Source organism: Photobacterium arenosum (genome assembly GCF_014841115.1).
Lineage (GTDB): Bacteria > Pseudomonadota > Gammaproteobacteria > Enterobacterales > Vibrionaceae > Photobacterium > Photobacterium arenosum.
Genome location: NZ_JACYTP010000003.1, coordinates 221,694 through 234,811, shown reverse-complemented (window position 1 = coordinate 234,811; position 13,118 = coordinate 221,694). Strand labels below are relative to the sequence as shown.

Here is a 13,118-nt window from a genome sequence, read left to right as displayed (position 1 = left end):
TATGATTATTCCCGCACTCGATTTAATAGATGGCCAGGTCGTCCGCCTGTTTCAGGGCGATTACGGTCAGGTAACCGAGTATAAAGTAAACCCCGCAGAACAGTTTGCGCTGTATCATCAGGCAGGGGCTGACTGGCTGCACCTGGTTGATCTGACCGGCGCGAAAGACACCTCTGCTCGCCAGCTCGATTTAATCCGTGCCCTGCTGGCCAGCACGCCTGCCAATATCCAGATTGGAGGTGGCGTTCGCAGCGAGCAAGATGTTGCCGACTTACTGAATGCCGGCGCGCAGCGTGTTGTGATTGGTTCAACCGCGGTTAAACAACCGGAAGTTGTTAAGGCTTGGATGGAAAAATACGGCCCGGAGCGCATCGTACTGGCGCTGGACGTCAACATCGATGACAACGGCCAGCGCAAAGTGGCCGTCTCCGGCTGGCAGGAAGATTCAGGCGTCACCATTGAAGCCCTGATTGAAGACTTCCGCACCGTGGGCCTTAAACATGTTCTGTGTACGGATATCTCCCGCGACGGCACGCTGGCTGGCTCTAATGTCGATTTGTACCGCGACTTATGTGCGCAATACCCGGACGTTCAGTTCCAGTCATCCGGCGGTATCGGATCACTGGATGACATTGCTGCACTGAAAGGCTCAGGCGTTGCCGGCGTGATTGTCGGCCGTGCCCTGCTGGACGGTAAATTTACCGCAGAGCAGGCATTTACCTGCTGGAACGAGTGACAAGGAGCCTGACATGTTAGCAAAACGCATTATTCCCTGCCTGGATGTCCGTGACGGCCAGGTCGTTAAGGGTGTCCAGTTCCGAAATCACGAAATTATCGGTGACATCGTTCCGCTGGCAAAACGCTACGCGGAAGAAGGGGCCGATGAGTTAGTTTTCTACGATATCACAGCGTCCAGCGATGGCCGTGTCGTTGACAAAAGCTGGGTCGAACGTGTCGCTGAAGTCATCGATATTCCGTTCTGTGTCGCGGGCGGTATTAAATCAGCCGACGATGCCCAGCAAATACTGCAATTTGGCGCGGATAAAATTTCTATCAATTCGCCGGCGTTAGCCAACCCTGCGCTGATCACTGAGCTGGCAGATAAATTCGGTGTGCAGTGTATTGTGGTGGGTATCGATTCTTACTTTGATGCCAAAACCAGTCAGTATCAGGTTTACCAGTTCACCGGTGATGAAAGCCGCACCCAGGTCACCCAGTGGCAAACCGCTGACTGGATTGAGGAAGTGCAGCGCCGCGGGGCAGGTGAAATCGTATTGAACATGATGAACCAGGATGGTGTTCGTCAGGGCTATGATCTGACTCAGCTGAATCTGGTGCGTGACATTTGCAAAGTGCCGCTTATTGCCTCCGGCGGCGCCGGTGAAATGGCGCATTTTGCCGATGCCTTTACTATCGCCAAAGTTGACGGCGCCCTCGCCGCCTCTGTTTTCCACAAGCAAATCATTAATATTGGCGAACTCAAGCAATACCTCAAACAACAACAGGTGGAGATCCGACTATGAGCCTGAGCAGTGAAATTAATTGGGACAAGGTCGACGGTCTGGTCCCCGCCGTAGTGCAGGACAGCCGCAGCGGCCAGGTACTGATGCTGGGCTACATGAATGATGAAGCACTCAGCAAAACGCTGAATACCCGGCAGGTGACTTTCTGGTCACGCAGCAAACAACGTCTTTGGACTAAAGGCGAGACATCCGGCAATGTGCTGCAACTCAAACAAATTCAGCTCGACTGTGATCAGGACACCCTACTGGTCAGCGCCGAGCCTGTTGGCCCCACCTGCCATCTCGGTACAACCACCTGTTTCGACAAGGGCAGCACAGACAGCGGAGACACAGCCATCGCCCCCGATCTGGTGTTTCTTCACCGACTGGAGCAAGTGCTGGCAGCCCGCAAAGGCGCCGATCCTGAGTCCTCTTACACTGCCAGCCTTTACGCTCGTGGCACCAAGCGGATTTCGCAGAAGGTGGGCGAAGAAGGCGTTGAAGTCGCGCTTGCGGCAACGGCGGGTGACAAAGAGGAGGTAATTTCCGAATCAGCCGACCTGATGTATCACCTGATAGTGTTACTTCAGGATCAGGGTCTGAGCCTGTCTGATGTGATTGCCAAACTGCAGGAAAGGCATAAAGGCTAAAGCCTGCGACAAACCCCATTAAAAAAGGAAGCTTCAGCAGCTTCCTTTTTTATTTCATTTCCATTATTACGCTGGCTTTATCAGGCGCTTTTCGCCGCCTGACGAGCTTGACCCATCGCTTCTTTATAATGCTTCCGGCAAACTGATACGTATCTGTCATTACCACCGATTTCAACCTGATCGCCATCCGCAATGGCTTTACCTGACGCATCATGGCGAATCACCATGTTCGCTTTTCGGCCGCAATGACAAACGGTTTTCAGTTCGACCAGTTTATCGGCCCAGGCCAGCAGGTACTGACTACCTTCAAACAGCTCACCACGAAAATCGGTACGCAAGCCATAGCAAAGCACAGGAATATCCAGTTTATCAACCACTTCAGTCAACTGGTGAACCTGATCTTTCGTCAGGAATTGGCATTCATCCATTAACACGCAATCCACTCGTGACAAGCTGTTCATCTGAGACAGCTTATCCCACAGGTTATCTTCCGGGCTATACAGTTCAGCCTCTTCAGACAGACCAATTCTGGAACTGACCTTACCCTGACCAAACCGGTTATCAATGGCTGCGGTAAAAATTACCGGCGACATGCCGCGTTCACGATAGTTAAAAGACGACTGCAACAGCGTCGTCGACTTCCCGGCATTCATCGCCGAGTAATAAAAATACATTTGCGCCATCAGGCTTTCCGCATCACTCTGAATATCGCAAGATGCTACCGAAGAAGAATGCGAATTGGAAGTCTGGCTCCCGGCTTCATGCGGTGAGACCACTTTACGATGAATGACTGTACACAGAGATAAATAACCGGCTCAGTGCAGACTAAGCCGGTTCAGTGCCATCTTTCTACGATGGCTAAGCTGCTCTTACGCGCCTTTCAGCGGGCGTTTGGCAATCCAGGCAAGGGATACACAAACCAGTAAGAAAGCGACTGTCGCAGCCACAAAAGACACCGCCAGAGATTCTGTCATCCCTAACACGGTAAAGCCTACCGCAGAAACGAGTGCAACGGACAATGCGTAAGGCAACTGTGTCGACACATGGTCAATGTGATTACAGCGTGCCCCCGTTGAAGACAATATGGTGGTGTCTGAAATAGGTGAACAGTGATCGCCAAAAACAGAACCAGCCAGTACCGCACTGAGCATAGGCAGAATCAGGCTGATGTCAGTTGCCGCAGCCAGATCGCCGGCTATCGGCAACATAATACCAAAGGTGCCCCAGGACGTACCGGTCGAGAAAGCCATAATACCGGCCAGCAGAAACAGAATCACAGGCAACCAGACAGGGTTAATATTGCCCTGAACCAAAGTCGACAGGAATTTACCTGTTGCCATATCGCTGATTATGCTACCGATTGTCCAGGCAAAAAACAGAATAAGAATGGCACCGAACATGGATTTCGCACCAATCCATAAAGCATGCGCAATGTGCTTTACCGGAATAGCCTGGCGTCCAACGGCAACCAGTGCCGATAATAACCCCAGCAGACCGCCGTAACACAAAGAGGCCCCAACATCGGTAGACTCAAATGCGCCAAGAATAGAAAACGGTTTACCGTCAGCCTGCAAACTCTGATTACCGGTGTAGATCATGAAGAATAATGTGGCTGCCACCAGTACCAGAATAGGAATAATGAGATCGCCCACTTTTCCATTTTCACTTTCTTCTATTTCAAGTTCGTCATTCAAATCTTTGGCTTCGGCATGAACTTCTTCATTGTCAAACCCGCGAGCATGACTGGCCTGAACTTCATGCTTCTTCATCAAACCAACATCTAATTGGAACCAGGCAACAACAAATACCATCAGCAGCGCGAACACAGCGTAAAAATTCATAGGTGCCAATTGCATGAAGGCGCTTAACGCAGAATATTCAGTCACACCATGTGAAACCAAAATACCCCCCACCACTGTAATGATATATGCCCCCCAACTGGATGCAGGCATCAGTACACACATAGGTGCGGCAGTGGAGTCCAGAATATAAGCCAGTTTTGAGCGGGAAACATAAAAGCGGTCGGTGACTGGCCGGGAAATCGAACCAACCGCCAAGCTGTTGAAATAATCATCAACAAAAATAAACACGCCAAGAAAAGCCGCTAAAAGTTTTGCACCGCGTTTACTTTTAATCTTAGTTTGCGCCCATTGTGCAAAAGCACGCGTACCGCCAGAGAGCGTCAGTAATGCTGTGGTCATGCCTAATAAAAGCAAGAAAGCAACAATACTCATATTCCAGGTATTGATGCTGTCACCATCTATAAACAGCCCTTCAATTTTGTTTCTCAAATAAGAGACAGTATTGAACATACTGAAATCAGTCAGCAATAACGCACCGATCAAAATGCCAATACCCAGCGAGAGAAGCACTCGTCGAGTAAGAATAGCAAGGCTTAACGCCACGAGTGGCGGTAAAATGGAAATGGAGGATTGGGAAAAATCTACTAGGTTCATGATCTCTACTACAACCGATCGTGGTTGGAGATCTACTGTTAAACACGGTACCGATGTCAACCGTGATGGGAAGCGATATAGGAAAGAGACTGATGCCCCTCCCGACCCCACAGTAGCGCTCCATAGTTAATTGTAAGTTACTATGGCAGTGTTGTCCCTTTCAGTGACAACCCCAGCAAGGTGATTTGACAGACCAGCCTTACTTCGGCATTAGCTCCTTTCACTGACGTTCCTCGGGGTCACCTCCCGCCAGTTACTGATAGATAATGCACCTCTACCCTTAGTCAAGGAATCGCGTATTCTACTTTTTGTTATCTGATTTGCAACTACAGAAAGCCAATATCTGCTACTTTGAGTTAATACTACTGCACTAATCTTCTGTATTTACTTACATTTGCGCCCAAAACGCACTGTAAATGAATATGAAATTATTAGCATTACAGCAAGTTAAAATATTCGTACTCCCCCATTTTATTAACAAGCAAAAAAACGAATGGTGCCGCCTTTCATTGTTCAAAGATAAAGTTCAAGTATAAAAAACCGCCTGATTAATAATGCAAACTAACAATTTTATTTGGCAGTTGGGTTTAAAAAGTATTACTATTGCAGATATAAAGTGATTCACTAATAATTAGTATAACGCCAACAGGAAATTTGAAATGTCTGATGCAATGAAAGCGCTATTAAACCTTCGTAGTCTTCGTGCACTTGCTCGTGAATATTCACTGGAGCAACTGAAAGAAGCCCTGGAAAAACTTCAGACCGTGGTTGATGAACGTGAAGAATCAGAAGCGGAAGAAATCGCGAAAGAAAAAGAGCGCGAAGAAAAACTGAAGCAATACCGAGATATGCTACTGGCTGATGGTATTGATCCTGAAGAACTGATGGCAAACATTGGTAAAGCAAAAACCAAGCGTGCAGCTCGCCCGCCTAAATACAAGTTCATCGATGAAAACGGTGAAGAGAAAACCTGGACAGGCCAAGGCCGCACGCCAAGCGCTCTTAAAAAAGCACTGGATGAAGGTAAATCTCTGGACGACTTCAAGCTTTGATCAAACAAGGTTGATCAAGACCAGATCAAAAAACCCGGCATTGCTACCGGGTTTTTTATTATTCGCAATTAATAACGCATATCGTTTTTTGTTCAGCTAAATCCGCAGCTACCGAATACTGTCTGCCAGTGTACTGACGGCTAACGCAAAATAATGCGACCGGTTCCATTTCAGTAATGTTTGGTAATTACCGTACACTAAGTAAGCTCTGCCATGATTATCGTCTGGTTGCACCAGCCATGCATTGATATCTACCTTAGGTAGCGCAGTGCCATTCAAACGGCGCACACCCAGTTGATCCCACTCAGACAACGTTTTCATCTTTTGGGATTCCACACCTTTCAGGGTATCGCTCAACCTATCTGGAATACGTACCTGGCGTCCCCATGTGTATTTGTCATCCCAACCTGATTTACTCAGGTAGTTGGCCGCAGAAGCAAAAACATCATCTTCCGTTTTCCAGATATCAGCTTTATCGTCGCCATTTCCGTCAACAGCAAAGGTCAGGTATGAGGTCGGCATAAACTGAGGCTGCCCCATGGCACCGGCCCAGGAGCCTTTCATATCCGCTGCAGTAATATGGCCTTGCTGTAAAATAGTTAAAGCCGCCATGACCTGCTCACGGAAGAAGGCTTCACGGCGACCTTCATAAGCAAGCGTCGTCAACGCTTCAATGACATTATACGAGCCGGTTAAGCGACCAAAATTACTTTCCACGCCCCACAATGCCACGATGAACCTGGGCTGAACACCATACTGACGCCCGATTCGCTCCAGTGCCGTTTTATGCTGCTGATAATACTTATTCGCCTGTTCAATTTTCCACTGGGGAACAGCTTTAGGTAAATATTCATCCAGTGTTAACTTCTTTTCTGGCTGATTTTTATCAGCTTTAACTGCACGTTCAATGAATGTGACATCAGCGAAGGCGGACTCAAGAATCGAATCATCTATCCCCTTCTCACGTGCTTCTTGTTTTAGCCCGGAGACATAATTATCAAAACTTTCATCAGCCGATACTATCGGTGATGCAAGGCCTAGTCCTAAGGACACAAAGACAGCTACCCATTGCTTACGCATATCCACCCTTTCATCGTCATGTATTATTTTCTGACTTATTTGCTTTGTATTCGTCTAGAAGGTTAGTCACAGGAGGCGGAATTTGCAGGTAATAACCCTGGGTAGAGAGCAACTCCCGTACCTTATTGATATCCGCCAACGCTAACTTCCTCTCATTACTCAGTTTTAGCACCATAACAAACTGAGGTGTACCAAAAGTGCTCAATAAGGCTTCAGGTACATCTGAAAAATCATCTTTGGTATTGATATATAAATAGGTGTTTTCTTTTTTAGAGCTTTTATAAATTGCACAAAACATGAGCTGACCTGCAGGTTACCAATCACCATTATCTGACCACAAAAAGCAGAAAACATTCCACCCCGAATCAGGATCAGGGTTCCTCTGCGTTCTGCGTTCACCATTGTGGCTATCATTTAAACTTTATACCGAACTCTGACAAGGAGAACTTGCTGAGACCTGCCTGGGAATATAACATGCTATAACCTATGTGATAACGTACCTGAGCGCGAAATTGTCCGCGTAAGATGAATAAGCCATGACAAAAACGGCAGAATTAAAAGGGGGCAGTTACACGCTCTCATCCTTACACTTGGCTGACGGCGGCTTAGAACAGGCAATCAGTTTCCTGAAGGACAAAGTGGAGCAGGCTCCGGCATTCTTTGCCCATGCGCCTCTGGTGATTGATGTCAGCCAGGCTGGCAGAGCACTTGATTTCGAACAACTTCGACAAGGCATTCAGGATGCGGGTATGATCCCCGTCGGGATCAGTGGCTGCAAGCCCTCTCACCTGCAAGCACAGGCGAAATCAGCCGGTTTTGCCATCATGAATGCCGCCAAGCAGGCCCGGGCCACCAGCCCGGTGATGGAGCCAGCAAAAGTGATTCGCACCCCGGTTAGATCGGGGCAACAGATTTATGCAAAAAATTGCGATCTCGTCGTATTGAATCATGTCAGCGCAGGTGCTGAAATTATTGCTGATGGATGTATCCATATTTATGGGTGTTTGCGTGGCCGGGCTATTGCCGGCGCCAGCGGCCAAACTCATGCTCAGATTTTCTGCCATAATTTACAGTCAGAGTTGATATCTATTGCTGGTAATTATTGGCTAAGTGACAAAATTCAAGACGCTTTTTGGGGAAAAAGTGTCGCTATCTCTCTGACTGACAACAATTTAAATATAGAGCATCTGGCTGTATAACTTTGAAAAGGAATAATACAGATGGCACGAATTATCGTGGTGACCTCAGGTAAAGGTGGGGTAGGTAAAACGACCTCCAGTGCGGCCATTGCGTCCGGCCTGGCCTTAAAAGGTAAAAAAACGGCCGTCATTGATTTTGATATCGGCCTGCGGAATCTGGACCTGATTATGGGCTGTGAACGCCGCGTTGTTTATGATTTCGTCAATGTTATCAATGGCGAGGCAAAACTTAATCAGGCGCTGATTAAAGACAAGCGTGTAGACAACCTGTTCGTCTTGCCGGCTTCACAAACCCGTGACAAAGATGCCCTAAGTAAAGAAGGTGTCGAAAAAGTCTTGTCTGAATTAGATGCACTGGGTTTCGACTTTATCATCTGTGACTCACCGGCAGGCATAGAGACAGGCGCGCTGATGGCCTTATATTTTGCAGATGAGGCGATAGTCACTACCAACCCTGAAGTGGCCTCTGTGCGCGATTCAGACCGTATCCTTGGTATTCTCGACTCTAAATCCCGTCGAGCCGAAAACAGTGAATCACCGGTTAAGCAACATTTATTGCTGACTCGTTATAATCCTTCGCGTGTGGTTCATGGCGATATGCTCAGCGTCGCGGATGTTGAAGAAATTCTGCACATTCCACTGCTAGGCGTCATACCTGAGAGCCAGTCTGTTCTGAATGCATCTAACAAAGGTGAACCCGTTATCCTGGACGCCGATTCAGATGCAGGTCAGGCATACCAGGACACAGTTGCACGCTTACTGGGTGAAGATCGCCCGTTCCGATTCTTAGAGGAAGAGAAAAAAGGCTTCCTGAAACGCATATTTGGAGGCTAACCACACTATGGCTTTGCTAGAGTTCTTCCGCCCCAAAAAACAGTCGACCGCGAGTGTGGCGAAAGAAAGGCTGCAGATCATTGTTGCTGAACGTCGCTCCGCGAGTATGGGTAATCCGAGTTATCTGCCCCAGCTCAAACAGGATATTCTTGAGGTTATCCGCCGTTACGTTGATGTCTCACCTGAGCATGTCACGGTACACCTCGATCAGAAAGAAGAAGACCTGTCGGTACTGGAACTCAATGTCACCCTGCCCGATGAAAAATAAAAAAATCCCCGGTTCGCCGGGGATTTTTTTCAGGTGTTAACTTGGTTTGTTACCGTACAAGCTTTAAGCCTGAACCAAAGGCAACACCCGGTGAGCAAAAAGCGCTCTTCGCCAGCCAGACAACATTTCAGGCAACTGATCTTCAGGGCAGCCCTTCTTCCATGCCCAACTCAGCAACTGATTAATTTGCTTCTTCGAGGCAAGAAACTCCGTCGCCAGCCCTGTTTCTTTGGCCACGGCATTTACTTCATCTTTGATGCGTTTAACCATTTGTTTATAGCCGGGCATTTCCATCAAACGAAACAATGGCTGCGGATAATCCAACTGGCTCATTTTTTCAACGTCTTTCACAATGGAAATCAAACGATTACCATGTCTTTGAATCTCACGCTCATCAAAACCTTCCTGAGCCATAACCGCTTTTGAGGTGATTTCATAGCGAGCAATTTTCCAAAGATGCAGCTCTTTGAGCACAAAGTTAAGTGCCAGATCGCGCTTTCTCGCTTCCCGAAGACGCCAGGAAGCCAGCTTCTGTAAGATAGCCAATTGATTAGGGGATAGCTGCCAGGCATTCTTTATGTCTGTGTAAACTTGCTCCGGGTCGGGAACACGGCTGCGCTTTACCAGCATGGTTTCGCATTCCTGACGCAGGGCATCCATCCACCCTTTCGCTTCCACTTTTGCCAAAAGCTGCTGATACAAAGGCAACAGATAAAAAACATCTGCGGCGGCATAATCAAGTTGCTTGTCACTCAGAGGACGAGCAAGCCAATTCGTTCTGGCTTCCCCTTTTTCCAACTCAACGCCCAGATATTCCTGCACTAAGGCACCAAATCCCGTCGACAAGCCGTGGCCGATAAAGGCCGCCATGATCTGAGTATCCAGCATAGGCGCGGGCATGCAGCCAGCAACAGACTGGAACACCTCCAGATCTTCACCACAGGCATGCAGCACTTTCACAACATCAGGATTTTGCATTAACGCCCATAACGGCGACATATCAGTCAGCTTGAGAGGATCAATCAAAGACAGAAGTTCGCCGTCATAAAGCTGGATCAGCCCCAACTGAGCAAACAGGGTCCGTGTACGAACAAATTCGGTATCCAACATTACCGCCTGTTGTTGACTTGCCTGCTGGCAAACCTCAGCCAGTCTGTCATTCGTGGTTATAATCTCAAATTTCAAAACTCACCTTTTTCAACATAACAAGCAGATACCAGCCTGTTTTCTCTGTGTTCTAACGCCATTCTCAGATGAATACTGGCTGCTGGCATAAAACAAAGTGCCGGCTATGTAAGCCGGCACTGAACCTGGAACAAGTTTATCCTAAAATTCAGGATTATGCTTGCGCTGTCTCTTTTTGCGCTACCTTCTCTGACTCTTCACGCAGTGCACGGCGCAGAATTTTACCGACATTGGTTTTCGGTAATTCATCTCTGAACTCCACCACTTTAGGCACTTTATAACCGGTCAAGTATTGACGGCAATGCGACAACAACTCTTCGCGGGTCAAGCTGGAATCGCGTTTCACAACACAAATCTTCACCACCTCGCCCGAAGCTTCATCCGGCTGACCGATTGCCGCCACTTCCAGCACTTTACTGTGCAAAGCGACAACATCTTCAACTTCATTGGGATACACATTGAAGCCAGAGACCAGGATCATATCTTTCTTACGGTCAACGATATGTAAGAAGCCGTCTTCGTCAAAGCGCACAACATCGCCTGTCGATAACCAGCCATCTTCTGTCAGCACCTCACGCGTTGCTTCAGGGCGCTGCCAGTAGCCTTTCATCACCTGAGGGCCATTGACCTGCAGTTCGCCGGTTTGATCCATGGCCAGAACGTTACCCTCTTCATCCACAATACGAATATCTGTCGAAGACACAGGCAGGCCAATCGAACCATTGTACTCAGTCAGGTTATGCGGATAAGCGGCCACCAGCGGCGAACACTCAGTCAGGCCATACCCTTCCAGCAAATAGTTCTTTGTGGTTGCTAACCATTTCTCCGCAACGGCACGCTGTACAGCCATACCACCACCTACAGACAGATGCAGACGGCTGAAGTCCAGTTCAAGAAAATCTTCATTATTGAGCAGCGCATTGAACAGTGTGTTTACACCGGTCAGCGCAGTGAACGGATAACGCTTCAGCTCTTTGACGAAAGCTGGTATATCCCTGGGATTGGTAATCAGCAGGTTCTGGCCGCCCATTTCAATGAACAGCAGACAGTTCACAGTAAGGGCAAAAACGTGATATAGCGGAAGCGCTGTAACCACCTGCTCACGACCATCATGCAAAATGGGTCCGTAGGCTGCTTTAGCCTGCAGCACATTGGCAATCATATTTCTGTGCGTCAGCACTGCGCCTTTCGCTACGCCGGTAGTCCCTCCGGTGTATTGCAGAAAAGCGATGTCCTCTCCTGAAATGAAAGGCTTCACGTATTGCATTCTGCGCCCGCGCTTCAGCGCATGATTCAGCGAGGTGGCATGCGGCAGGTGGTATTTAGGGACCATCTTTTTAATGTGCTTCACCACAAAATTAACCAGAGTGCCTTTGGGCCGGGAAAGTTGATCCCCAAGACTGGTTAAAATGACATGCTCAACACTGGTTTTTTCGACAATTTTCTCCAGCGTATGAGCGAAGTTCGACACAATCACAATGGCTTTTGCACCAGAGTCATTCAGTTGATGCTCCAGTTCACGAGGTGTGTATAGTGGGTTAACATTAACCACCACACAACCCGCACGGAGAATACCGAACAGCGCGATAGGATACTGAAGCAGGTTTGGCATCATGACAGCCACCCGATCACCCTTTTCGAGCTTCAGGTCATTTTGCAGATAAGCCGCAAATGCACGACTGCGTTCTTCCAGCTTTCTGAAAGTCATCACCTGACCCATATTGATATAGGCCGTTTGATCGGAATATTTCTGGACGGACTGTTCAAACAGTTCAACCAATGACGAGTAAGTATCAGGGTTGATTTCAGCCGGTACATCATCCGGATAGCGGTTAAGCCAAACCTTATCCACCATGCACTCTCCTTATATTTATTAGGGCTTAAAGCGCCAAAAATGGCTGTAGCGGGACATTCAAACACTTGTTCTATACAAGCATTACAGCACAATTAACATTGAATTAACACAACTGATTAGACCAGCTTATTGATTTTTGAACTGAGCAGCAAAATCTGCTCACAAACAAGCTGAGGGCTATCAAGATGACAGTGATGACCACCGGGTACCACTATTTGCCCGGCCTGTCTCAGCCATGACAAGCCAGCATCCGGTTCTTTCAGATAGGAAAAGCCTTTATCACCGATCACTGACAATACCGGACACTCAATTTGCCGCATCAGCGCCTTAACCTGTTCCTTTGTCATCCTGAACAACGAATCGCAACGCAATTTATCGTCATGACGCCAGTACCAGTGTTTGCCGTCGGTATAGGTCGCTCGCTGAACCAGCGGCCTGAGCTGATCGGGTGTCAGTCTGTTTACCCGACAACGAACAGATAATGCGGCCTGAAACGAATCCAGTTTAAATTCTGCAGACTGACGCTGCCTGCGCCGCATCCGGCTTTCAATGCCCTGACGCAGCCTTTCAGGCACCCGTTCAGCGCTTTCATGGAGTGGCGCAAGCCCTTCGATCAGCACCAGTCCAGTGACCGATTCGGGAAAGGCCCCAGCATAGGCTGCCGCAACCAGCGCCCCCAAAGAATGGCCAACCAACATAAGGTTTTGAGATGACAGAGACTGTATGATCTGAGCCAGATCGTCGACATAGTCCATGAAATAATAATAATTATCTGTCTGGCGATGTGCAGACAGACCATGCCCGGGCCAGTCGACAGCAACCAGATTGAACCTCACGGCCAGTGGCTCAAACAGCACAGCAAAGCTGGCAGCGTTATCGTGCCAGCCGTGCAGAAACAAGAGCGTAGGACGACGCCTTTCGGCATCGCTTATCGGAATGAGCTTGCCTCGCTGTATACTTTCCCGGCAAGGAGAAAAAGACGTGATTACCGCCAGCTCAGTGTCAGCAAGCGGTAATCGGCTTTCGTACATCATAGT

At 48.3% G+C, this 13,118-nt stretch carries 14 protein-coding genes and 1 riboswitch; of the genes, 7 read left to right on the top strand and 7 right to left on the bottom strand.

Annotation, left to right across the window (positions count from 1 at the left end; translation table 11 throughout):
* The first annotated feature begins 1 nt into the window (after position 1).
* From hisA to hisIE, 3 genes are read left to right on the top strand one after another with little or no spacing between them, the layout of a single operon-like run.
* Positions 2 to 736, top strand: coding sequence for a 1-(5-phosphoribosyl)-5-[(5-phosphoribosylamino)methylideneamino]imidazole-4-carboxamide isomerase (hisA, locus tag IFO68_RS07000; RefSeq protein ID WP_192015232.1), 735 nt, complete (start codon positions 2 to 4; stop codon positions 734 to 736).
* A 13-nt stretch (positions 737 to 749) separates the two neighbouring features.
* Complete coding sequence (gene hisF, locus IFO68_RS06995; RefSeq protein ID WP_192015231.1) at positions 750 to 1,523, top strand: imidazole glycerol phosphate synthase subunit HisF; 774 nt, start codon at positions 750 to 752, stop codon at positions 1,521 to 1,523.
* Positions 1,520 to 2,152, top strand: a complete 633-nt coding sequence (gene hisIE / locus IFO68_RS06990; protein WP_192015230.1) for a bifunctional phosphoribosyl-AMP cyclohydrolase/phosphoribosyl-ATP diphosphatase HisIE — start codon at positions 1,520 to 1,522, stop codon at positions 2,150 to 2,152. Before hisF ends, hisIE begins: the two co-directional genes overlap by 4 nt.
* Positions 2,153 to 2,232: 80 nt before the next feature.
* Here the strand turns inward: hisIE and IFO68_RS06985 are convergent, their stop codons facing one another.
* Both IFO68_RS06985 and IFO68_RS06980 read right to left on the bottom strand, forming a co-directional pair.
* On the bottom strand, positions 2,233 to 2,835 hold the full coding sequence (locus IFO68_RS06985) for a thymidine kinase (protein WP_192015229.1): 603 nt from the start codon (positions 2,833 to 2,835) through the stop codon (positions 2,233 to 2,235).
* 186 nt (positions 2,836 to 3,021) lie between these two features.
* Complete coding sequence (locus tag IFO68_RS06980) at positions 3,022 to 4,608, bottom strand: Na+/H+ antiporter NhaC family protein (RefSeq protein ID WP_192015228.1); 1,587 nt, start codon at positions 4,606 to 4,608, stop codon at positions 3,022 to 3,024.
* Positions 4,609 to 4,713: 105 nt separating this feature from the next.
* Positions 4,714 to 4,893: riboswitch (Lysine riboswitch) on the bottom strand.
* A gap of 374 nt (positions 4,894 to 5,267) precedes the next feature.
* Between IFO68_RS06980 and IFO68_RS06975 the strand changes: the two genes are divergently transcribed.
* Positions 5,268 to 5,660, top strand: a complete 393-nt coding sequence (locus IFO68_RS06975) for an H-NS family histone-like protein (RefSeq protein ID WP_027253473.1) — start codon at positions 5,268 to 5,270, stop codon at positions 5,658 to 5,660.
* Between the two features lie 108 nt (positions 5,661 to 5,768).
* Here IFO68_RS06975 and IFO68_RS06970 read toward each other — a convergent pair whose 3' ends face one another.
* Complete coding sequence (locus IFO68_RS06970; protein ID WP_192015227.1) at positions 5,769 to 6,740, bottom strand: lytic murein transglycosylase; 972 nt, start codon at positions 6,738 to 6,740, stop codon at positions 5,769 to 5,771.
* 16 nt (positions 6,741 to 6,756) lie between these two features.
* Complete coding sequence (locus IFO68_RS06965; RefSeq protein WP_192015226.1) at positions 6,757 to 7,038, bottom strand: YcgL domain-containing protein; 282 nt, start codon at positions 7,036 to 7,038, stop codon at positions 6,757 to 6,759.
* Positions 7,039 to 7,276: 238 nt separating this feature from the next.
* On the opposite strand from IFO68_RS06965, the gene minC reads away from it, so the two are divergent.
* The 3 genes from minC to minE are packed head-to-tail and all read left to right on the top strand — an operon-like array spanning position 7,277 to position 9,041.
* Entirely contained in the window at positions 7,277 to 7,939 is a 663-nt protein-coding gene (minC, locus tag IFO68_RS06960) for a septum site-determining protein MinC (RefSeq protein WP_161446324.1), read from the top strand.
* Positions 7,940 to 7,960: 21 nt separating this feature from the next.
* On the top strand, positions 7,961 to 8,773 hold the full coding sequence (minD, locus tag IFO68_RS06955; RefSeq protein ID WP_046222509.1) for a septum site-determining protein MinD: 813 nt from the start codon (positions 7,961 to 7,963) through the stop codon (positions 8,771 to 8,773).
* A gap of 7 nt (positions 8,774 to 8,780) precedes the next feature.
* Positions 8,781 to 9,041, top strand: coding sequence for a cell division topological specificity factor MinE (minE, locus tag IFO68_RS06950; RefSeq protein WP_027253478.1), 261 nt, complete (start codon positions 8,781 to 8,783; stop codon positions 9,039 to 9,041).
* Between the two features lie 63 nt (positions 9,042 to 9,104).
* On the opposite strand, the gene rnd is transcribed toward minE, so the two are convergent.
* The 3 genes from rnd to IFO68_RS06935 all read right to left on the bottom strand — a co-directional run bounded on the left by rnd (position 9,105) and on the right by IFO68_RS06935 (position 13,115).
* Positions 9,105 to 10,226: a ribonuclease D gene (gene rnd, locus IFO68_RS06945; RefSeq protein WP_192015225.1), complete on the bottom strand. Its 1,122-nt coding sequence runs from the start codon at positions 10,224 to 10,226 to the stop codon at positions 9,105 to 9,107.
* Positions 10,227 to 10,380: 154 nt separating this feature from the next.
* Positions 10,381 to 12,078: a long-chain-fatty-acid--CoA ligase FadD gene (gene fadD, locus IFO68_RS06940; RefSeq protein ID WP_192015369.1), complete on the bottom strand. Its 1,698-nt coding sequence runs from the start codon at positions 12,076 to 12,078 to the stop codon at positions 10,381 to 10,383.
* Between the two features lie 119 nt (positions 12,079 to 12,197).
* Entirely contained in the window at positions 12,198 to 13,115 is a 918-nt protein-coding gene (locus IFO68_RS06935; RefSeq protein WP_225445099.1) for an alpha/beta fold hydrolase, read from the bottom strand.
* Positions 13,116 to 13,118 lie beyond the last annotated feature (3 nt).